This is a genomic window from Streptomyces sp. KL2, from assembly GCF_046529545.1.
Taxonomy (GTDB): Bacteria; Actinomycetota; Actinomycetes; order Streptomycetales; family Streptomycetaceae; genus Streptomyces; species Streptomyces radiopugnans.
Genome location: NZ_CP127170.1, coordinates 5,585,915 through 5,606,220, shown reverse-complemented (window position 1 = coordinate 5,606,220; position 20,306 = coordinate 5,585,915). Strand labels below are relative to the sequence as shown.

The window sequence follows — 20,306 nt, the reverse complement described above, 5'->3', positions numbered from 1 at the left end:
TTCGGTAACAAGTTCTGCCCCGGCCGGCGGGGCGAGGGCGGAGCCCGGCGTACCCGCTCCGAACCCGCGCGGGCCCGGAGCCCGGTCGACCGCGCCACGGCGCGCTCAGCCGGGCGGTGTCGGCCGGGTGCGCTCGGCCGGGCGGGGCACGGAGCCGGCCGCCGTACGGGCCCTCCAGTCCACGACGTGCACCGCGGCACCGGCTCCCTCGGGCCCCCGGCAGCGTGCGCGGTGCCCGCGTGCGATGCCGTCCGGGTCGAGGTGAGGCCCGAAGGCGGGGTGGGCGGTCAGGCGCCGCGCGTAGGCCCACAGCCGGGGGTGCCCGGCGACGTGGCGCACCGCGGCGGCGTCCAGGTGCCGGCGGTGCACGGTGTCGAGCCGGACCAGGGTCGCCCACACGTGCACGTCGGCGGCGGTCGGCCCGCCTCCCAGGACGTACCGGCCGCGGGCGAGCCGCTGCTCCAGCGCGTCCAGGGACCGGAGCAGAGTGCCGAGGTCGACGCCGCCGGCGCCGGTGCGCCCGGGGCACCGCACGGCCTCCGCGATGCCTCGCTCGCACAGGAGCCCGACGGCCTCGATCCCCGCCTCGGCTCCCGGCGGGTACAGGTCGGGGCCGTCACCGCCGAACCGCCGTGCCAGGTCCCGCAGGATGCCGTCGGCGTCCGTGCTGACGATCCGCCCGGTCCAGTCGTCGCTGAGCACCGGCGCCACGGCCGCTCCCGGGTGGCGGTGGGAGCTGGCCTCGTACAGCGGACGCAGGGCGGAGTACCCGCCCCCGGTCTCGTCCGGCACGGCGGGCAGGAGCGTCACCGGGACAGCGCCCCCGAGACGGAGCAGGCTGTGCGTGACGGCGATGCGCAGACAGCGGGGGCAGGACGGCGACAGGTGGAGGCGGTAGCGGCGGGGCACCGCGTAGTGACCGCTGCGCGCGTCGCGGCCGATCCTGCCCCGGAAGGAGGGCGCGGCTGTCGGGGACGTGGCGGACATCTTTCCTCCTGGGGGCCGGGAACGAGTGCGCGGTCGTGCGGACGGCGACGGGAGCGGGCACGGAGCCCGGAAGTCCGCCCTACACCGTGGAGGGGGTGCGCGCCCCGTGCAGGTAGTGGTCGCCTATGTCGCGCAGCCGGGGGGCGGTCGGGCTCTGCGCCGCCAGGACGCGTGCGTTGCGCCAGAACCTGTCGAGCCCCGGGCTGTCGGCGAGTTCCAGGACGCGCCCGGTGACGTGCAGCGCCGTCCTGCCGGTGACGGCCTCGGCGGTGGCCACGAGCACCGCCGTGTCGGCGTCGTGCGGGACGTCGGCGTCCCCTACGGCACGGAGTTCGCGCGCCAGTGCCCGCGTGGCGCGTTCGACCACCGCCGCGGCGGTGTGGGCGGCGGCCGCCAGCTTCCCGTAGGCGAGCAGGAGGTCGGCCTCCCCCTCCGCAGGGCCGTACCCCCGCTCCGCGCCGGCGGACGCCCACGCGGACGCGTTCCTGCGGCTCACGTCCCGGGCCTCCGCCAGGGCGCCCTCGGCGACGGCCAGTTCGACGTGGGCGAGGGCGAGCCGGAGGGCCGCGGGGGCGAGCGCGGCCGACGCCCGGGCGACGTGCTCGTCGCGGGGGCCGGGACCGAGTACGTGGTCCGCGTCCACCGGGACCTCGTGGAAGCGGACTCCGCCCGCTCCCGCGAGCCGCTGGCCGAGGCGGTCGCACACGGTGTCGGACACCACACCGGGATGGGCCGGATCCACCACCACGACCAGGGACGTGTCCGTGACCGTGCACACCGCGTCCAGGACGAGCCGCTCGGCCACGGCCACCCCCGCGGCGAGGGCCCGGTGCCCGCTGAGGACGTATCCGCCGCCGACGGGGGTGAGGGCGCATCCGGCGTCCGCACCCGCGCCGGGCGCGCCGATGTCCCCCGCCCACAGCCACTGCCGTTCCGCGGCGCGGCGTTCGAGTCCGGCGGCACGCTCGGGACCGGCGACGAGGCGGGCGGCCCAGGACAGGGCGTAGTGGCGCCCCAGGAGTTCGCCGACGGAGCTGTCGACCGCGGCGATCTCCCTGACGAGGGCGCAGGCCCATTGCCAGTCGGCGCCCCTCCCCCGCGGTCCGGGCGGGGCCAGCAGCCCGAGGAGGCCGGACTCGCGGAGCCGTGACACCTCGTCGAGCGGGGGCCCGCACGCCCGCTCACGGGCGAGGACGTCGGCGGCGAGGTCGTCGGCGAGCTCGCGGGCGACGCGCGGCCAGAAGTCGGTGGCAAGGGCGGCCCGCCCGGCGCGCGTGCCGTGCTCCGTCCCGTCCACCGTGCCGCCGGGTGCGCTCAGGGCCGCAGGGCCGGGCGCGGGTCCCGCGGACGGCGGGGTCGTGGGGGTGATGGGTGGCATGGGCACCTCCTGGGTGGGGCGCAGGGGCGCCGGTCCGGGCGCCTGCCCGCGATGGGTGCGGGGCCGGGCGGGCCGGGATGATCCCGCCCGGTCTCCTCCGCCTCAGAGAGCGGTGGCGTTCTCCGCCGGCCGGGCCCGCTCGGTGTCGCCGGCGTGGTCCGTCGCGGCGTCCGCGGCCTCTGCGGCCTCTGCGGGCCGTGCCGCGGCGACCTGCCGGCGGTGCTCGCGGACCGCGTGGGCCACAGCCGCCGCCCACACCGCGTAGACGGTCCCGTACACCGTCCACTGGGTGGCGTCGCCCGCGGCGACCCAGTCGCTGTGCAGCAGGGTGTGGGTGTTGGTCAGGATGATCAGGCCGCCCACCGCCGAGCCGAGGACGCGCGGGGGGATGTGGCGGACCAGCCACGCGGCGATGGGTGCGGCGATGAGTCCGCCGGCCAGCAGGGCCGCCGCCCAGCTCGCGTTGACGCCTTCCGAGCCGAGGCCGACGAGGAAGCCGATGCTGGCGGCGACGGCGACGAGGAACTCGCTGGTGTCGATGGAGCCGATCACCTTGCGCGGCTCCATGCGCCCGCTGGCCAGGATCGTGGGCGTGCCGACCGGGCCCCAGCCGCCGCCTCCGGTGGCGTCCAGGAAGCCCGCGACGAGTCCGAGGGGGGAGAGGAACCTCTTGCGCAGCGGCTTGCCGATCCTGTTCCGGGGGATCCCGGCGAAGGTGAACCGGGTCAGGACGTACAGGCCCAGGCCCAGCAGGAGGAGGGCCATCACGGGCTTGGCGGTGTCGGTGGAGAGGGAGGACAGGAAGGTGGCGCCGGCGAACGCGCCGATCGCGCCCGGGACGCCGATCTTCACCACCACGCGCCAGTCGACGTTGCCGAAGCGCCAGTGGGCGGCCCCCGAGGCCAGGGTGGTGCCGATCTCCGCCAGGTGGACGGTGGCGGAGGCCGCGGCGGGGTTGGTGCCGATCGCGAGCAGCAGGGTGGTGGAGGTCACGCCGTAGGCCATGCCCAGGCTTCCGTCCACCAGTTGGGCACCGAGACCGGCCAGGGCCAGCAGGATCAGCGTTCTCACAGCCACCTCGCATAATTCCTAGTTTCTCCACTGGATAGATAGGGATAGTGGAGAAGAACACCCGGTGCGACAAGTGGCCATTCATCATTCGGACAGGCGCATCTCACCATCCGGATAAAGGGCGTCATAATCCCCCGCAATCCGGAGTTTCCGGACTGCCCAGGACTCTCTGCGGACCAGAGGGAACCCCGCCGCACACTTGAGAAAGCCCACGCCCCAGACCCTCCGGATGCCCGGATTCTCCCTTTCCCCACTTTTCCCGGCAATTCAGTAGGGCATGCTTGACGGCCTCCGGCGGGGCCGGCAGGACGATGGGCGTGTCCCGCACGCGGCAGCCCCGCCCCCGCCCGCACCGGGCAAAGGAGCGGGGCCACCGCCGGGACCGGCACCGCTCCGGCGTCACTCCGGCATCCGCGGGGTGCCGGCGACGCCCGCGAGCAGTTCTCCGGCCAGCTCCTCCTGCTGCCGCAGCGGGTAGAGCCGGTCGGAGTCGATCCCGGCGACGAGGGCGGGCATCGTGGCGCGGCGCAGGGCCGCCCGAACCCGCTGTTCTCCGCGAGGAGGGCGAGTTCGCGGTTGTAGTCGTAGCCCCAGTCGGTGCGCTGCTCGATGGTGCTGGTGACCAGTCCGCCGCTGACGTTCGGCACCCAGTAGGCGAACCGGACGGGATCTGCAACGGAGGGCGCGGACATTGTTACTCCGGGTGTTTGAACGTGGGTAGGTCGAGTACGCACGCGCGGCCCGGCGCGGGGAGGGGGACGCGGATACGTGAGGAACCGGAGGGCCGAGCGGCCCGGACCGCAGGCTGCCGCCCCGGCGGGGAGCGCACGGCGGCGGACATCACGGAGATGGCGGCCCGCGGGTGTACGGCGCCGGAACCGGAGCGTTCAGATGCGGGTCGGCCCGGCGGGGAGGTGCGGCACCTGCCCGGAAGCGGGAAGGGTTCGAAGCCCGTCAGGCCCGGCGGTGACGACAGGAGGCGCTGGAAACGCGCGCGAGGTCGACGTGGCGGCGCCGCGTGAGACCGGTTCGCTTCATATACCCGACCAAATCAGTAGGGAATCGGCGGGTCAAGAGGTTCCGGCAGCGGTCTCGCATGCCGGACAGGTCAGGGGTTCCGCCAGGCGGCGGGGTTGTCCACCAGCCCGGAGACCTCTCCGGGCAGCGCACCCGAGGCGACGTCCGCCAGCGACACCCCGTCGAGGATCCGGCGGACGTTGACCCGCAGCGCGACCCACAACGGCAGCAGCGACTCGGCGGCCCCCGTGTAGGAGAGCTCCGGCGGGCGCACCCCGCGCACCGACACCAGAGGGCCGTCCACGGCCCGGATCACATCGGCGACACTGATCGACTCCGGCGACCTGGCCAGCCGGTAGCCGCCGCTGGAGCCGCGCCGGCTCACCACCAGCCCGCCGCGGCGCATGTCGCCGAGAATGCCCTCCAGGAACTTGTGCGGGATCTCCTGGGCCTCGGCGATGGCCTCCGCCTTCAAAGGACCGGCATCCCGGGCCGCGGCGAGGTGCAGGGCGGCACGCACCGCGTAGTCCGCCTTCGCCGAGATCCTCATGGCCGCATTGTCCCGCACCGCCCGTCACGAGCGGGCCGCGGGGTCCCTGCCGCCTCCCCGCCGCGCGTACACCCCCGGGCCGGCGGGAAGACCACCGGAACGGCGGCCGCTGACCTCGCGGGCGAGCTTCGGCACAGCCTCGGCGGAGTCGGTGCCGCCGGGACGGGGAACCGCACCGGTGGCTGAGACCGCCGCTCCGGCGGAGAAGCCGAGCCGGGTGCGGCCGTTCTCGTCGCCCGGGCGGCGTCCGCGTGCGCCGGCGGACCCGGTGGACCCGGCGTACCCGGCGGACCGGCCGGCAGCCGCCACGCGGACGCCCCGTGACAACCGTCACAGCGGATACCGCTACTACTCCTCCGGGATAGTAGATGCGCCTCAGGCGGCATAGGGTATTTGTCCGCATCGGTGTGAACATACTTCGCGCGCGGACCCGAAACCCGGGTCCCACCCGGCGCATTCGTCCGCCCGCGGCGGCACGGAGCGGTTCCTGACGGAGCGACACGACACCCCGGCGGCCCCGGGGCCCGCCCCGGCACGTCCGCGCGGCCCCCGCAAGGGGGCGGGGCTCCTACGAGCGGGCGTAGTACCAACGCTCGTTGCCTCATCCGTCGGGCGGTCCCGACAATGACGGCCCGCACCACGTTCCCGCAGATCAGAGGCGGGTGCTGGGCGAATCGGCCAGAACCCGGGGGGATTCGGCGATCCGACGATTGGGGTCACACATGAGCAAGCACCGCAGAACGAGGCGCTACCGGAAGATATCCGTCGCCGCCCTCGCCGTGGCCGCCCTGGGAGTGCCCGCCGCGGCCCTGGCGTGCGCGGACCGGCCGGCGACCGCCGACGACCGCCCCCGCTCCTGGCAGAGCCGTTACTCCGACGACCGTGCCCACTCCTGGCAGGGCCGGTACTCCGACGGCCGGTCACCCGCGTCCACACGGACCTCGCGGTCCACGCCGCAGAAGACCCGTACACCCGGCGCCTCCCCGAGCACCTCCCCCGCCCCCCGCGCCTCCGCCCCCTCCACGCCCGCCCCGGCCGACGATGCCGCGGCCCGCGTCGTGGAGCTCGTCAACAGCGAGCGCTCCAAGGCGGGATGCGCTCCTGTGAAGATGAACGAGAAGCTGGCCGAGGCCGCCCGGGCCCACAGCCGGGACATGGCCGACCACCGGAACATGTCCCACACCGGCTCCGACGGTTCCGGCCCCGGAGACCGGATCTCGAGGGCCGGCTACGAGTGGAGGACCTACGGCGAGAACGTCGCCCACGGCTACCGGACCCCCGAGAGCGTGATGAACGGCTGGATGTCCAGCCCCGGCCACAAGCGCAACATCCTCAACTGCTCGTTCGAGGAGATCGGCGTCGGCCTGGCCCAGCCCGGCGACTACTGGACGCAGACCTTCGGCGCCGCCCGATAAGGACGCGCCGGCAGGCCCCTGCCGCGCCTCACCGGCATCGGCCTGCGGGCCGCCGCCTCTCCGCCGTGCGGAGGCGGCGGCCCGCAGGCGCCCGGATCACTTGTGGAAGGTGATGTAGCCGTCGCCGTCGGGGTCGGACCCGCTCCTGGTGTAGGAGTGCACGTCCGCGCGGCTTCCGGAGGGCTTGTACAGGTAGATCGTGTCGCGGTCGTTGTTCCACATGAAGTTGCAGTTGTTCCGGTAGACCACGTTGTACTTGTCGGAGTCGCTGCCGCGGCCCCCGCGGAGCCGGACGTAGTCGCCGGGCTGGAGGTAGTGGTTCACCGTGAAGGCGAAGCGGTTGCCGGAGGCGTCCTTGACGACGTAGCCCTTGAGGTTGACGGTCGCGGAGGACGAGTAGTTCTTGATCGTCAGGTACTCCTGGTCGGTGTTCCCGGTGGAGCAGTTGTTGGAGTCCCGGCCGGGCGCGTCGTACTGGACGCCCCGGATCTTCAGCGCCGAGCTGTACTCGGCGGCCTGGGCCGGAACGGCGGTGAGGACGGCCAGCGCGCCGGCGGTGGCGGCCACGGCTATGACTGGGCGCTTGCGCAAGGGAGTTCTCCTCCACGTCGTGCGGAAATCGTGCTGCACGTGAAGGACTTGCGACGAACCCCGGTGGTTGCACCGTAAACAAGATTTTTCGCCCACGGGCCACAGGCCACGGGCCGCCGTCCGCCTCCCACCGCCCGCCCTCACCGCCCCGCCGGTGTCACGCCCCGCCCGCTCCGGTGGCGGCGCAGGCGGGGTGGCCCCAGCCGTCGGGGTTCTTCGCGATCGTCTCGCCCTTCGCGTACGGTCGGCCGCAGCGGCACCGGCCCGGGAAGCGGGCCTTGAGCGACCTCCCGGAGGAGCCGCCCGGCCCGGGCTTCCGCGCGGGCTTCGCCCCCGCCGGGCGGGAACGCCCTCCGGCGGTGGCGGCGCCGGGCTCGGGCGGCGGCAGGTCGTCCCCCGCCGCGGAGCCGATCGGCCGCTGGGTACGGGCGCTGTGGCTCGCGGCCCGGTCGGCGGCGTCGTTGAGCCGGTCGCCGTCCGCCCGGTGGGCCGGGGTGTGGACGAACTCGACGTCCCGTCCGGACAGCAGCTCGTCGATGCGCACCACCAGGTCCCGGTTGGCCACCGGTGTGCCGGCCGAGGTCTTCCACCCCTTGCGGCGCCAGCCCGGCAGCCAGGTGGTGACCGCCTTCATCGCGTACTGGGAGTCCATCCGCACCTGTGCCGGCACGGCCGGGTCCAGGACCTGGAGCAGCCTCTCCAGCGCGGTCAGCTCCGCCACGTTGTTGGTCGCCCGGCCCAGCGGGCCGGCCTCCCATCGCTCCACGTCACCGTCCGCACCGGCGATGACCCATGCCCAGGCCGCGGGCCCGGGGTTTCCCTTCGACGCGCCGTCGCATGCGGCGATGATCCGTTCCAGCACCCTGCGATCCTGCCATCCCCGCACCGGGGCCGGGGGACGGGGCCCGGGGGCGTGGCCCGGTGCCGGCCCGGACGGAGGCGTCCGGGATCAGGAGAGCTGCCCGGCCGCCTGGGGTTCGCGGGCGCGGCGCCGCGCCGCGGGCACCACCAGCGGAGTCCCGGTCTCCGGGTCGTCGATGACCCGGCAGGGCAGGCCGAAGACCTTCTCGACCAGTTCTGCCGTGACGACCTCCTCCGGCGGCCCGGAGGCCACCACCCGTCCTTCGCGCATGGCGATCAGGTGGGTGGCGTAGCGGGCCGCGTGGTTGAGGTCGTGGAGGACGGCGACCAGGGTGCGGCCCTCCTCCTGGTGGAGGCGGGCGCACAGGTCCAGGATGTCGATCTGGTGGGCGAGGTCGAGGTAGGTGGTCGGCTCGTCCAGCAGCAGCAGGGGGGTCTGCTGGGCCAGCGCCATGGCGATCCACACCCGCTGCCGCTGCCCGCCGGACAGTTCGTCCACCGGGCGGTCGGCGAGCTCGGCGACGCCGGTGGAGGCCATCGCCTCCGCGACGACGCGCTCGTCCTCCGCCGACCACTGGCGCAGCAGGCTCTGGTGCGGGTAGCGGCCCCGGGAGACCAGTTCGGAGACGGAGATGCCCTCGGGTGCGACGGAGGACTGCGGCAGCAGGCCGAGGGTGCGGGCGACCTGCTTGGCGTTGGCCGAGGAGATGTCCCTGCCGTCCAGGAGCACCGTCCCGGCGGCCGGCTTCAGCATCCGCGACAGGGCCCGCAGCAGGGTGGACTTGCCGCAGGCGTTGGGGCCGATGACGACGGTGAAGGAGCGGTCCGGTATCGCGACCGTGAGGTCCTCGGCGATCGTCCGCCGCTCGTAGGCGAGGGTCAGGCCCTCGCCGCTCAGCCTCGTCCCCCCGGCGGCCGGGGCGCCGTGGTCGCGGTGGTTGCCCTGCGTCATCCGTTCTGCTCCGTCCTGAAGGTGTCCGACCGGGTCCTGGAGGTTCTGGAGGTCCCGGACCACCGCTGAAGTGTTCATATCCGGCCCGCCCTGCGCTGGGTGGCCAGCAACCACACCAGGTAGCAGCCGCCGAGGAGGCCGGTGACGACCCCCACGGGAAGCTGCCGTCCGGTGAAGAGGTTCTGTGCGGCCCAGTCGGCGGTGACCAGTACGGCCGCGCCCATGCACGCGGCGGGCAGCAGGTTGGGGCCGGGCGCGCGGGTGAGCCGCTTGGCGAGCTGGGGCGCGGTGAGCGCCACGAAGGAGACCGGGCCGGCGCAGGCGGCGGCGAAGGAGACCAGGACGACGGCGGAGCCCAGCGCCGCGGTGCGGGAGCGCTCGACGCTCACGCCGAGGGCGTGCGCCGCGTCGTCGCCCATCTCCGTCATCCGCAGGGCCCGTCCGCAGCCCAGGACGACGACCGGGCCGAGCACCGCCAGCGCGATCAGCAGCGGGGTGAGTTCGGGCCAGCCGCGGCCGTCGAGGCTGCCGGTGATCCACAGGATCGCGCGGGACGCCTCCATCAGCTTGCCGCGGGTGAGCAGGTAGCCGTTGACGCCGGTGAGCATCGCCAGGACGCCGATGCCGGTGAGCACCAGCCGGTAGCCGTGGATTCCCCGGCGCCAGGCGAGGAGGTGGATGAGCAGTCCGGTCAGGAGTCCTCCGGCGATGGCGCCGCCGGCCAGGGCCGCGCTGCTGCCGCCGGCGAGGACGACGAGCAGCGCGCCGGTGGAGGCGCCCTGGGTGATGCCGAGCATGTCGGGGCTGCCCAGGGGGTTGCGCACCACGGACTGGAAGACGGCCCCGGCCAGGCCGAGCGAGGCGCCGACGAGGAGGGCGGCGAGTACGCGCGGCAGCCGCAGTTCGTTGACGATGAAGTCCTGGGCGGGGGTGCCGCCGCCGGTGAGGGTGGTCAGCACCTCGGCGGGGCTCATGGGGTAGTCGCCGCTGCCGATGGTGGCGACGCCGGCGGCCAGGGCCGCGAGCAGGCAGACGGCGGCGGCGGCCAGGGCGCGGGGGCGGAAGCGGAGGCTGAGCGCCGATCCGGCGCGGAGGGTTCTCACACCGGTCCTCGTGTCGGTCGCCGCGCCGGCTTCCGCACCGGTTCCCGTGACGGTCCTCATGCGGCGGCCACCTTCCGCCGTCGCAGGACGTAGAGGAAGAGGGGGCCGCCGAGGACGGCGGTGACGACGCCGACCTGGAGCTCGCCGGGGCGGCCCAGCAGCCGGCCGAGCACGTCGGAGCCGAGCAGCAGCACGGGGGCGAGCACCGCGCAGTACGGCAGGACCCAGCGCAGGTCGGGGCCGGTGATCGCGCGGACCAGGTGCGGCACCATCAGCCCGACGAAGACGATGGGGCCCGCGGCCGCGGTGGCCGCGCCGCACAGCAGGGTGACGGCGACGACGCAGGCGGCGCGGACCTTCTCCGGCCGGGCGCCCAGGGCGCGGGCCTGGTCGTCACCGAGCGCGAGGGCGTTGAGCGGCCGGGCGAGGGCGAGGGCGGCCAGGGCACCGGTGGCGATGAACGGCAGCACCTGCACCACGGCGTCCGTCCGGGCCGAGGCCAGCGAGCCGACGGTCCAGAAGCGCATCCGCTCCAGCGACGCGGCGTCCAGGATCATCGCGGCGTTGACGTAGGAGTACAGGGCGGCGTTGAGCGCCGCGCCGGCCAGGGCCAGCCGCGCCGGGGTCGCCCCTCGCCCGCCGCCGACGGCGTAGACGAGGACGGAGACGACCGCCGCGCCGGCCAGGGCGAACCACACGTAGCCGGTGAAGCCGGTCACCCCGAAGAAGGCGATGGCGGTGACCACGGCGGCCGAGGCTCCGGCGTTGATGCCCAGCAGCCCGGGATCCGCCAGCGGATTGCGGGTCAGCGCCTGCATCACCGCGCCGGCCAGGCCGAGGGCGATGCCTATGAGCAGTCCGAGCAGGGTGCGCGGCAGCCGCATCTCGTGCACCACGCTCCAGGTCGCGGAGCCGCTGTCGAAGAGGCCGGACCAGACCTCGCCCGCCGACAGCGGCCGGGCGCCGAAGCCGAGGCTCAGCACCAGCAGGACGAGCAGGAGGGCCACGGCGCCCGCCAGCCCGGCGGAGCGCAACGCGGTACGGGTGCGCGTGGGCGGCCCCTCGACGGCGGGGGGCGGCGCCGGCGCCGCTCTCTCCCCCGCGGGACTCGGCTTGATGAGTGACACGTGCGGACTCCGGTGTGCCGGGGGGAGGTCGGCGACCGTCCCCCTTGGGCTCGAACTTTGGTTAGGTTAACCTAACAGCCGCGGCCGGTCGCCTGAACACCTGTCGCTTCCGTGTGCGTTTTTCAGAGAGGCCCAGTCATGTCCTACGCAAGAACCGCCAACCTCTCCCGCCGGGGCCTCCTCACGGCGGGCGGCGCCCTCGGGCTGGGCGCCCTGCTCGCGGCGTGCGGGGACGGCGGTTCGAAGGCGTCGGGCAATGCCTCGGAGAAGGACGGCGGCCCCTGGTCGTTCACCGACGACCGCAAGAAGAAGGTCACCGCCGACAAGACGCCCGAGCGCATCGTGGCCTTCACCGGCACCGCCGCCGCCCTGGCCGACTTCGGTCTGAAGGACCGGATCGTCGGCGTCTTCGGCGAGACGCTGCTGGAGGACGGCTCGGCCCACCCGCAGGCCGGCGATCTGGACGTGAAGAAGGTCGAGGTCATCGGCAACGCCTGGGGCGAGTTCGACATCGAGAAGTACGCGGCGCTGAACCCCGAGCTGCTGGTCACCCATCAGTACGACTCCGGCTCGCTGTGGTACGTGCCCGAGGAGAGCTCGGACAAGATCCTCAAGCTCGCCCCCAGCGTCGCCGTCCAGGTCGCGAACGTCTCCCTGCTCAAGCCGATCCAGCGCTACGCCGCCCTGGCCGAGTCACTGGGCGCCGATCTGAAGTCCAAGCAGGTCACCGAGGGCAAGGCCCGTTTCGAGGCGGCGGCCGAGAAGCTCCGCAGGGCCGCCAAGGCCAGCGGCGGGCTGCGGGTGCTGGCCGCCTCCGGCAGCGCGGACTACTTCTACGTCTCCACCCCCGCGCCCGCGGCCGACCTGAAGTACTTCGCCGAGCTGGGCGTCGAGTTCGTCATCCCCGAGGACGTCAAGGCCAGCGGTGGCTACTTCGAGAGCCTCAGCTGGGAGAACGCCGGGCAGTACGAGGCCGACCTCATCATCCTGGACAACCGCAGCACCGCCCTGCAGCCCGAGGACCTGAAGTCCAAGCCCACCTGGGAGTCGCTCCCGGCGGTCAAGGCCGGCCAGGTCGCCGAGTGGGACCCGGTGCCGCGCTTCTCCTACCAGGGCGCCGCCCCGCTGATGGAGAACCTGGCCGACGCCATCACCAAGGCCGAGAAGCTCGGCTGAGCCCGGGCCGGGGAGGCGCCGCGGCGCCTCCCCGGCCCGGTTCGCGCCACCCAAGACCGCGCAGGACAGCAACCTCCGAGAAGGAGAGCCCGCAGATGACACCGCGCACCGCCACCCCCGTCGCTTCTCCCGCCACCTCTCACGCCGCCTCCCCCGCCGTCTCCCACACGGCCCCCCGGCCGGCGGCGCCCCGCCGCGCCCCCGCCGCCCGGCCGACCTCGCCGTTCGGTTTCTTCGATGCCTCGGTCGTGCGCAGCCTGCGGCTGGGTCCGTCCCTGGTCCGGATCACCTTCGGCGGGGAGCGGCTCAGGGGGTTCGCGGGCGGCGGGAGGGACCAGAGCTTCTCGCTCTTCCTGCCGCAGCCCGGCCAGAGCGAACCCGTCGTCCCGGTGGAGCTGGGCGACGGCTGGTTCGCGGCCTGGCGGGGCATGGACCCGGCGGTGCGCGCGGTCATGCGCTCCTACACCGTGGCCGCCCAGCGCCCGGAGGCCGGAGAGGTGGACGTCGACTTCGTCCTGCACGGCGACACCGGACCCGCGACCCGCTGGGCGCGGCGTGCCCGGCCGGGCGACCGGGTCCGCCTGCTGGGCCCGGTGACCGCGGACAACAAGAGCGTCGGCTTCCGCCCTCCCCCGGGCACGGACCGGGTGCTGCTGGCCGCCGACGAGACGGCGCTGCCGGCCGTCGCCGGGATCCTGTCCTGGCTGCCGGCCGGTGTCCGGGCGCGGGTGTGGATCGAGGTGCCCCGGGCCGGGGACGTACGGCCGCTGCCCACCGCCGCCGACGCGGAGGTCACCTGGCTGGTCCGGGAGGACTTCCGGCGGCACGGCGCGGTGGTCGACGCCGTGCGCGAGGCCGCGCTGCCCGACGAGGTCCCGGGCGGCGCGTACGCGTGGCTGGCGGGCGAGGCCGGTGCGGTGCGGGCGCTGCGCCGCCATCTGGTGTCCGAACGCGGCTTCGCCCGCGGCCGGGTGGCGTTCTCCGGGTACTGGCGGCTGGGCGCCTCGGAGGAGGACCTGCGCGCCGAGGCGCTGGCCGGCGCCGCCTGACGCGGGGTCACGCCCGCACGGAGCCCCACGTACCACCTGCGGTACGCGGGGCTCTTACATGATCAGAGTAAGTTAGGCTAGCCTTACCTAAGTTTCCCGCTCCCTCGATTCGGAGGACCCGCGCGTGAGCCCCCAGGGATCCGCCTCCCCTCTCGCTCCTGCCGACAAGGCCGACCCCGCCGGCGCCGACCCCCGCTCCCACCTGCTGAACGACTCCACCGCCGAGTACTACCGGCGGCTGGTCTCCGAAGGCGTGGGGCGGGTCGCCCGGACGGTCGCCGGAACCAGCCGCCCGTTCACCGGGGTCACCCCCGGCGAACTGGCCCCGCTGGTGGACGGCATCGACCTCGACCGCCCCCTGGGCGACCCGGCCGCAGCCCTCGACGAGCTGGAGCGCGTCTACCTCCGCGACGCGGTCTACTTCCACCACCCCCGCTACCTCGCCCACCTCAACTGCCCGGTGGTGCTTCCCGCCCTCCTCGGCGAGGCCGTCCTCTCCGCCGTCAACTCCTCGCTGGACACCTGGGACCAGAGCGCCGGCGGCACCCTGATGGAGCGCCGGCTCATAGACTGGACCGCCGCGCGCATCGGTCTGGGCCGCGCCGCCGACGGCGTCTTCACCAGCGGCGGCACCCAGTCCAACCTCCAGGCGCTGCTGCTGGCCCGTGAGGAGGCCCTCCGGCTGCTGCGGAAGAACTCCCCCACCCCGCCGCCGGTCTCCGAGATGCTGCCGAAACTGCGCGTCCTGACCTCCGAGGCCGGCCACTTCTCCGTGCTGAAAGCCGCCAAACTCCTCGGCCTGGAGCCGGGATCGGTCATCTCCGTCCCCTGCGACGGCGACCGCCGGATGCGCACCGACCACCTCGCCCGCGAGCTGCGCCGCTGCCGGGAGGAGGGCCTGACGGTGATGGCCGTCTCCGCCACCGCCGGCACCACCGACTTCGGTTCCATCGACCCCCTGCCCGAGATCGCGGAGCTGTGCCAGGAGGCCGGGACGTGGTTCCACGTCGACGCCGCCTACGGCTGCGGGCTGCTGGCCTCGACCACGCGCCGCCATCTGCTGAAGGGCATCGAGCGGGCCGACTCGGTCACCGTCGACTACCACAAGTCCTTCTTCCAGCCGGTCAGTTCCAGCGCCGTCCTCGTCCGCGACGGCGCCACCCTGCGGCACGCCACGTACCACGCCGACTACCTCAACCCGGCCCGCAGCGCCGAGAAGCGCATCCCCAACCAGGTCGACAAGTCCCTGCAGACCACCCGCCGCTTCGACGCGCTCAAGCTGTGGCTGACCCTGCGCATCATGGGCGCCGACGCCGTCGGCGCGCTCTTCGACCAGGTGGTGGACCTCGCCGCCGACACCTGGCGGATCCTGGAGGACGACCCCCGCTTCACCGTCGTCACCAGGCCGACGCTCTCCACCCTGGTCTTCCGCTACAGCCCCGCCGCAAACGCCGGCGCGAACGCGGGCGGCGCCGACGAGACGGCCGTGGACCTGGCCAACCTGCACGCCCGCGAGGCCCTGGCCGCCTCCGGCGAGGCCGTGGTCGCCGGAACGGTGGTCGACGGCCGCCACCACCTGAAGTTCACCCTGCTCAACCCGGAGACGACGACGGACGACATCCGCGCCGTCCTCGACCTGATCGCCGGGCACGCCCAGGAGCACCTGGCTTCCTCCGCCGCCCGCCGGAGCGGCTCACCGGCCGCCTGAACCACCGGATCCACCAGACCCACGGAGACGACGTGTCCACCCCTCACGACTTCATAGCCATCGGACTGGGCCCCTTCAACCTGGGGCTGGCCTGCCTGACCGAGCCGATCGACGACCTCGACGGGCTCTTCCTGGAGAGCCGCCCGGAGTTCGACTGGCACCCCGGCATGCTGCTGGACGGCGTCACCCTGCAGACGCCCTTCATGGCCGACCTGGTGACCATGGCCGACCCCACCTCCCCCTACTCCTTCCTCAACTACCTCAAGCAGTCCGGGCGCCTGTACCCCTTCTACATCCGCGAGAGCTTCTATCCGCTGCGCGCCGAGTACAACGCCTACTGCCGCTGGGCCGCCGGCCGGCTGTCCTCCGTCCGCTTCGGCCGCGAGGTCGTCGCCGTCTCCCACGACGAGGCCGAGGGCCTGTACACCGTCACCGCCCGCGACACCTCCACCGGCGAGCGCAGCGAGCACCGGGCCCGCCACCTGGTGCTGGGCACCGGCACCCCGCCGTACGTGCCGGATTCCTGCGAGGGGCTGGGCGGCGACGTGATCCACAACTCCCGCTACCTGGAGCACAAGGAGGCGCTCCAGGCCAAGGGGAGCATCACGATCGTGGGCAGCGGGCAGAGCGCCGCCGAGATCTACCACGACCTGCTCTCGGAGATCGACACCCGCGGCTACCGCCTGAACTGGGTCACCCGCTCCCCGCGGTTCTTCCCGCTGGAGTACACCAAGCTGACCCTGGAGATGACCTCCCCCGACTACATCGACTACTTCCACGCCCTGCCCGAACCCACCCGGCACCGGCTGGAGGGCGAGCAGAAGGGCCTGTTCAAGGGCATCAACGAGGCGTTGATCAACGACATCTTCGACCTGCTGTACGCCAAGAGCGCCGCCGGCCCCGTCCCCACCCGGCTGCTGACCAGCACCGCGCTGACCTCCGCCTCCTACGACGAGGCGAACGGCTCCTACACCCTCGGGCTGCACCAGGTCGAACAGGGCAAGGAGTTCACCCTCGCCACCGAGGGCCTCATCCTGGCCACCGGCTACCGCCACCGCGTCCCCGCCTTCCTGGACGGGATCCGCGACCGCCTCCGCTTCGACTCCTCGGGCCGCTTCGACGTCGCCCGCAACTACAGCGTCGACGTCACCGGCCGTGGCGTCTTCCTGCAGAACGGGGCCGTCCACGCCCACAGCGTCACCTCGCCGGACCTGGGCATGGGCCCGTACCGCAACTCCTGGATCATCCGCGACATCCTCGGCCGCGAGGTCTACCCCGTCGAGAAGTCCATCGCCTTCCAGGACTTCGGCGCCCCCGAGGGGGGCATCGCGTGAGCGACGTCCTCTTCCACCGCGAGGACCCCCGGCTGGGGGGATTCTCCGTGGTCGCCCTCGACCCCGACGCCGACGCGCCCCTGCTGCACTCCTGGGTGACCCATCCCAAGGCCGTGTACTGGATGATGCAGGACGCCGACGAGCGGCAGGTCGCCGACGAGTACCGGCGGATCGCCGGACACCCGCACCACGACGCCTTCCTGGGCCTGCACCGCGGCAGCCCCGCCTTCCTCGTCGAGCGCTACGACCCCGCCCACGTGGAACTGGCCGGGCTGTACGACCACCGGCCCGGCGACGTCGGGATGCACTTCCTCACCGCGCCGTCCGACACCCCCGTCCACGGGTTCACCCTCGCCGTCATCACCACGGTGATGGCGATGCTCTTCGACGACCCGGCCGCCTCCCGCGTGGTCGTCGAGCCCGACGCCCGCAACACCGCCGTGCACGCCCTCAACGCCGCCGTCGGCTTCGAGGTCGTCGGCACGATCGCCAAACCGGAGAAGGAGGCCCTGCTGAGCGTCTGCACCCGCGAGCGCTTCGAGGCCGCCGTACGAGGAGCCGCCCTGTGACCGCCGCTTCCCCCCACGCCGTGCCGCACCCCGATCCGCAGAGGGCCGTGGCCCATCTGACCCCCGGCAACTGGGGCACCGCCGTACGGCTGCTGCTGCGCAAGGCCCTGTCGGAGTTCTCCCACGAGCGCCTGCTCACCCCCGTCGCACTGGGCGGCGGCCGCTACGCCGTCACCGGCGGCGACGAGGACGAGGGCGGCGAGAGGGTCGAGTACCGCTTCACGGCCCGCCTGATGGCGCTCGACCACTGGCAGATCGACGCCGACAGCATCACCCGCCACCGCGGCGGCGCCGAACTGCCCCTGGACGCCTTCGCGTTCTTCACCGAGTTCCGCGGCGCCCTGGGCCTGAGCGACGAGATCCTCCCCGTCTACCTGGAGGAGATCAGCTCCACCCTGGCGAGCACCGCGTACAAACTCGCGAAGAAGCCGGTCACCGCCGCCGAACTGGCCGGCGGCGACTTCCAGGCGATCGAGACCGGCATGACCGAGGGCCATCCCTGCTTCGTCGCCAACAACGGCCGCCTGGGCTTCGGGATCCACGAGTACCTGGCCTACGCGCCCGAGACCGCGGCCCCGGTGCGGCTGCTGTGGGTGGCGGCCCACCGCGACCACACCACCTTCACCTGCTCGGCCGACACCGACTACGACACGCTGCTGCGCGCCGAGCTCGGCCGGGCCGCACTCGACCGCTTCGACTCCGTCCTGCGCGGCCAGGGCCTGGACCCGGCGGACTACCTGCTGGTCCCCGTCCACCCCTGGCAGTGGTGGAACAAGCTCGCCGTGACCTTCTCCGCCGAGGTCGCCCAGCGCCGGATCGTGCTGCTGGGCGAGGGCGAGGACGAGTACCTGGCCCAGCAGTCCATCCGCACCTTCTTCAACACCTCCGACCCGGGCAAGCACTACGTCAAGACGGCCCTGTCCGTGCTCAACATGGGCTTCATGCGGGGCCTTTCGGCGGCCTACATGGAGGCCACCCCGGCCATCAACGACTGGCTGGCCGAGCTGGTGGCCAAGGACCCCGTACTGCGCGCCACCGGCCTGGAGATCATCCGCGAGCGCGCCGCCGTCGGCTACCGCCACCCCGGCTACGAGGCCGCCACCGACCGCTACTCGCCCTACCGCAAGATGCTCGCGGCCCTGTGGCGCGAGAGCCCCGTCCCCCGGCTGGAGGAGGGCCAGCGCCTGGCCACCATGGCGTCCCTGCTCCACACCGACACCGACGGGGGCTCGCTGGCCGCCGCGCTGATCGAGCGCTCCGGCCTCACCCCCGAAGCGTGGCTGGGCCGCTACCTGGACGCCTACCTCACCCCGCTGCTGCACAGCTTCTACGCCTACGACCTGGCGTACATGCCGCACGGCGAGAACGTCATCCTCGTCCTGGAGGACGACGCGGTGGCGCGGGCGGTGTTCAAGGACATCGCCGAGGAGATCGTCGTGATGGACCCCGGCGTTGAGCTGCCCCCCGAGGTGGAGCGCATCCGCGCCGAGACGCCCGAGGACATGCGGTTGCTGGCCATCCTCACCGACGTCTTCGACTGCTTCCTGCGCCATCTCGGGGCGATCCTCGCCGACCGGGGCGTGCTCACCGAGGACGCCTTCTGGCGCACCGTCGCCGAGGCGGTGATCCGCTACCGGGAGTCCGTGCCGGAGCTGGCCGAACGGTTCGAGCGGTACGACATCTTCGCCGAGGAGTTCGCGCTGTCCTGCCTCAACCGGCTCCAGCTGCGCGACAACCGGCAGATGGTGGACCTGGCGGACCCCTCCGGCGCGCTCCAGCTCGTCGGCAGCCTGAAGAACCCCATCGCCCCCTACGCCCCGGGAAGGGCCTGACACATCGTGGTGACGACCGACCCGGGCGCCGGCGCCGGCCCGGCACCCGATCCGGTATCCGGCCCGGCGGCCGGACCGCCCGGCGGACACCCCGCCCGCTGGGCGATCCTCGCAGTGGTCTGCCTCGCCGAGCTCGTCGTGGTGCTCGACAACACCGTGCTCAACGTGGCGATCCCGTCGCTGACCGGCGAGCTGGGCGCGTCCACCGCCGACATCCAGTGGATGATCAACGCCTACGCCCTGGTGCAGGCGGGTCTGCTGCTGGCCGCGGGCAACGCCGCCGACCGCTACGGCCGCAAGCGGATGCTGCTGGCCGGGCTGGCCCTGTTCGGGGCCGGCTCGCTGGCGGCGGGGCTCGCCTCCTCCTCCGCCCAGCTCATCGCGGCCCGCGCGGGCATGGGCGTGGGCGCGGCGCTGCTGCTGACGACCACCCTCGCCGTCGTCATGCAGGTCTTCGACGCGAGCGAGCGGCCCAGGGCCATCGGCCTGTGGGGCGCCGTCAACGCCCTCGGCTTCGCCTCCGGACCGGTCGTCGGCGGGCTGGTGCTCAGCCACTTCTGGTGGGGCGCGATCTTCCTGATCAACATCCCGGTCGTGCTCGTCGGCCTGGTCGCCGCCTCGGTCCTCGTCCCCGAGAGCCGCGATCCGCGCGGCGGTCGCCTCGACCTGCCGGGCCTGGTGCTCTCCGTCACCGGTATGACCTGCGTGGTCTACGCCGTCATCACCGGGCCGGAGGAGGGCTGGACCTCCCCCGGCGTCCTCGTGCCGGCCGTGCTGGGCGCCGCCGTCCTGGCCGTCTTCCTGCGCTGGGAGCGGCGCACCGAGCACCCGATGCTGGACCCGGCCCTGTTCCGCAGCCGCCGCTTCACCGGGGCCGTGACGGGTGTAGTCCTGATCACCTTCGGCAGCGGCGGGGCCCTGTACCTGCTCACGCAGCAGTTCCAGTTCGTCCGCGGCGACAGCCCGCTCCAGGCGGGCCTGGCCGTGGCGCCCTTCGCGCTGACGGTGGTGCTGGTGAACTTCACCGGCGCCTCCGCGCGTCTGATCGCGCGCCTCGGCCTGCCGGTGATGATCGCCTCGGGCATGGCCGTGATGGCGGCCGGGCTCGCGGTCGTCGCCCTCGTCGGCGACGGGGGCTACGGCTGGGCCCTGGCCGGCCTGGTGCTGATGGGGGCGGGCTGCGGCTGCGCCAACCCGGCCATCGCCGAGGCCATCATGAGCTCGATCCCCAAGGAGAAGGCCGGCGCGGGGGCCGGCGTCAACGGCACCCTCTCGGAGATGGGCGCCGGCCTGGGGGTGGCCGTGCTGGGCGCCGTACTCGCCTCCCGGTTCGCCGCCCTGCTGCCGGACTCGGCCGGCACCGCCGAGTCGCTGCCCGCCGCGCTGGCCCGGGTCTCCCGGGAGGCGGACCTGGCCGCGGTCGCCGAGGCGTTCGCCTCCGGACTACGGACCGGGCAGCTGGCCGGCGCAGCGGCGATCCTCGCGGGCGGCTGCGCGGCCGGTCTGCTGCTGGGCCGCGCCGGGCGGTCCACCGTACGGGGTCCGGCGGCAGACCCGCCTCCCACCGCCGGGAAGGAACGCTGAGC

Annotated in this window: 18 protein-coding genes and 2 pseudogenes; 8 read left to right on the top strand and 12 right to left on the bottom strand. The window is 73.6% G+C overall.

All coding sequences use genetic code 11. The features are described 5' to 3' along the window. Nucleotides 1–105: 105 nt before the first annotated feature. From QPK52_RS25175 to QPK52_RS25145, 7 genes and pseudogenes are all read right to left on the bottom strand, one after another. Nucleotides 106–987: a glutathione S-transferase C-terminal domain-containing protein gene (locus QPK52_RS25175; protein WP_410539765.1), complete on the bottom strand. Its 882-nt coding sequence runs from the start codon at nucleotides 985–987 to the stop codon at nucleotides 106–108. Nucleotides 988–1,066: 79 nt separating this feature from the next. Beyond that, on the bottom strand, nucleotides 1,067–2,365 hold the full coding sequence (locus tag QPK52_RS25170) for an acyl-CoA dehydrogenase (RefSeq protein WP_410539764.1): 1,299 nt from the start codon (nucleotides 2,363–2,365) through the stop codon (nucleotides 1,067–1,069). Between the two features lie 102 nt (nucleotides 2,366–2,467). After that, the gene (locus tag QPK52_RS25165) at nucleotides 2,468–3,442 is read right to left on the bottom strand and encodes a sulfite exporter TauE/SafE family protein (RefSeq protein ID WP_410539763.1); all 975 of its coding nucleotides are present in this window, start codon (nucleotides 3,440–3,442) and stop codon (nucleotides 2,468–2,470) included. Between the two features lie 432 nt (nucleotides 3,443–3,874). Next, nucleotides 3,875–3,979, bottom strand: a pseudogene (locus QPK52_RS25160) (homoserine O-acetyltransferase); the annotation flags it as partial. Further along, nucleotides 3,976–4,128: pseudogene (locus tag QPK52_RS25155) on the bottom strand (dimethyl sulfone monooxygenase SfnG); the annotation flags it as partial. The pseudogenes QPK52_RS25160 and QPK52_RS25155, both read right to left, overlap by 4 nt. Nucleotides 4,129–4,390: 262 nt before the next feature. Beyond that, on the bottom strand, nucleotides 4,391–4,474 hold the full coding sequence (locus QPK52_RS25150; RefSeq protein WP_410540474.1) for a putative leader peptide: 84 nt from the start codon (nucleotides 4,472–4,474) through the stop codon (nucleotides 4,391–4,393). Between the two features lie 70 nt (nucleotides 4,475–4,544). Then, a complete protein-coding gene (locus QPK52_RS25145) occupies nucleotides 4,545–5,003 on the bottom strand; it encodes an RrF2 family transcriptional regulator (protein ID WP_410535963.1) in 459 nt (152 codons plus the stop codon). 722 nt (nucleotides 5,004–5,725) lie between these two features. Here QPK52_RS25145 and QPK52_RS25140 point away from each other — a divergent pair. Then, nucleotides 5,726–6,418 carry a CAP domain-containing protein gene (locus QPK52_RS25140; protein ID WP_410539762.1) on the top strand — a complete coding sequence of 231 codons (693 nt, stop codon included), beginning with the start codon at nucleotides 5,726–5,728 and terminating at the stop codon, nucleotides 6,416–6,418. A 96-nt stretch (nucleotides 6,419–6,514) separates the two neighbouring features. On the opposite strand, the gene QPK52_RS25135 is transcribed toward QPK52_RS25140, so the two are convergent. The 5 genes from QPK52_RS25135 to QPK52_RS25115 all read right to left on the bottom strand — a co-directional run bounded on the left by QPK52_RS25135 (nucleotide 6,515) and on the right by QPK52_RS25115 (nucleotide 11,052). Then, the gene (locus QPK52_RS25135; protein WP_410539761.1) at nucleotides 6,515–7,009 is read right to left on the bottom strand and encodes a lamin tail domain-containing protein; all 495 of its coding nucleotides are present in this window, start codon (nucleotides 7,007–7,009) and stop codon (nucleotides 6,515–6,517) included. A gap of 157 nt (nucleotides 7,010–7,166) precedes the next feature. Then, nucleotides 7,167–7,871 (bottom strand): ribonuclease H, encoded by a 705-nt coding sequence (locus QPK52_RS25130; RefSeq protein ID WP_410539760.1) that lies wholly within the window; start codon nucleotides 7,869–7,871, stop codon nucleotides 7,167–7,169. Nucleotides 7,872–7,958: 87 nt separating this feature from the next. Beyond that, nucleotides 7,959–8,822 (bottom strand): ABC transporter ATP-binding protein, encoded by an 864-nt coding sequence (locus QPK52_RS25125; RefSeq protein ID WP_410540473.1) that lies wholly within the window; start codon nucleotides 8,820–8,822, stop codon nucleotides 7,959–7,961. A gap of 74 nt (nucleotides 8,823–8,896) precedes the next feature. After that, nucleotides 8,897–9,985, bottom strand: coding sequence for a FecCD family ABC transporter permease (locus QPK52_RS25120; protein ID WP_410539759.1), 1,089 nt, complete (start codon nucleotides 9,983–9,985; stop codon nucleotides 8,897–8,899). After that, nucleotides 9,982–11,052 carry a FecCD family ABC transporter permease gene (locus QPK52_RS25115; protein WP_410539758.1) on the bottom strand — a complete coding sequence of 357 codons (1,071 nt, stop codon included), beginning with the start codon at nucleotides 11,050–11,052 and terminating at the stop codon, nucleotides 9,982–9,984. The genes QPK52_RS25120 and QPK52_RS25115 overlap by 4 nt, the downstream gene beginning before the upstream one ends. A 138-nt stretch (nucleotides 11,053–11,190) precedes the next feature. On the opposite strand from QPK52_RS25115, the gene QPK52_RS25110 reads away from it, so the two are divergent. The 7 genes from QPK52_RS25110 to QPK52_RS25080 all read left to right on the top strand — a co-directional run bounded on the left by QPK52_RS25110 (nucleotide 11,191) and on the right by QPK52_RS25080 (nucleotide 20,304). After that, nucleotides 11,191–12,228: an ABC transporter substrate-binding protein gene (locus QPK52_RS25110; protein ID WP_410539757.1), complete on the top strand. Its 1,038-nt coding sequence runs from the start codon at nucleotides 11,191–11,193 to the stop codon at nucleotides 12,226–12,228. Between the two features lie 95 nt (nucleotides 12,229–12,323). Further along, nucleotides 12,324–13,277 carry a siderophore-interacting protein gene (locus tag QPK52_RS25105; RefSeq protein WP_410539756.1) on the top strand — a complete coding sequence of 318 codons (954 nt, stop codon included), beginning with the start codon at nucleotides 12,324–12,326 and terminating at the stop codon, nucleotides 13,275–13,277. 202 nt (nucleotides 13,278–13,479) lie between these two features. Next, a complete protein-coding gene (locus QPK52_RS25100) occupies nucleotides 13,480–14,985 on the top strand; it encodes a pyridoxal phosphate-dependent decarboxylase family protein (protein WP_410540472.1) in 1,506 nt (501 codons plus the stop codon). Nucleotides 14,986–15,017: 32 nt separating this feature from the next. Beyond that, entirely contained in the window at nucleotides 15,018–16,319 is a 1,302-nt protein-coding gene (locus QPK52_RS25095; protein WP_410539755.1) for a lysine N(6)-hydroxylase/L-ornithine N(5)-oxygenase family protein, read from the top strand. Next, entirely contained in the window at nucleotides 16,316–16,888 is a 573-nt protein-coding gene (locus QPK52_RS25090) for a GNAT family N-acetyltransferase (RefSeq protein WP_410539754.1), read from the top strand. Before QPK52_RS25095 ends, QPK52_RS25090 begins: the two co-directional genes overlap by 4 nt. After that, nucleotides 16,885–18,720 carry an IucA/IucC family protein gene (locus QPK52_RS25085; RefSeq protein ID WP_410539753.1) on the top strand — a complete coding sequence of 612 codons (1,836 nt, stop codon included), beginning with the start codon at nucleotides 16,885–16,887 and terminating at the stop codon, nucleotides 18,718–18,720. Before QPK52_RS25090 ends, QPK52_RS25085 begins: the two co-directional genes overlap by 4 nt. A gap of 6 nt (nucleotides 18,721–18,726) precedes the next feature. Continuing rightward, the gene (locus tag QPK52_RS25080) at nucleotides 18,727–20,304 is read left to right on the top strand and encodes a DHA2 family efflux MFS transporter permease subunit (protein WP_410539752.1); all 1,578 of its coding nucleotides are present in this window, start codon (nucleotides 18,727–18,729) and stop codon (nucleotides 20,302–20,304) included. The last annotated feature ends 2 nt before the right edge of the window (nucleotides 20,305–20,306 follow it).

Bases quoted from the DNA above. Each gene is read 5' to 3' on its own strand.
- QPK52_RS25150 (WP_410540474.1), bottom strand. From the start codon at position 4,474: ATGAAGCGAACCGGTCTCACGCGGCGCCGCCACGTCGACCTCGCGCGC.
- QPK52_RS25120 (WP_410539759.1), bottom strand. From the start codon at position 9,985: ATGAGGACCGTCACGGGAACCGGTGCGGAAGCCGGCGCGGCGACCGAC.
- QPK52_RS25175 (WP_410539765.1), bottom strand. From the start codon at position 987: ATGTCCGCCACGTCCCCGACAGCCGCGCCCTCCTTCCGGGGCAGGATC.
- QPK52_RS25145 (WP_410535963.1), bottom strand. From the start codon at position 5,003: ATGAGGATCTCGGCGAAGGCGGACTACGCGGTGCGTGCCGCCCTGCAC.
- QPK52_RS25125 (WP_410540473.1), bottom strand. From the start codon at position 8,822: ATGACGCAGGGCAACCACCGCGACCACGGCGCCCCGGCCGCCGGGGGG.
- QPK52_RS25105 (WP_410539756.1), top strand. From the start codon at position 12,324: ATGACACCGCGCACCGCCACCCCCGTCGCTTCTCCCGCCACCTCTCAC.
- QPK52_RS25140 (WP_410539762.1), top strand. From the start codon at position 5,726: ATGAGCAAGCACCGCAGAACGAGGCGCTACCGGAAGATATCCGTCGCC.
- QPK52_RS25110 (WP_410539757.1), top strand. From the start codon at position 11,191: ATGTCCTACGCAAGAACCGCCAACCTCTCCCGCCGGGGCCTCCTCACG.
- QPK52_RS25170 (WP_410539764.1), bottom strand. From the start codon at position 2,365: ATGCCACCCATCACCCCCACGACCCCGCCGTCCGCGGGACCCGCGCCC.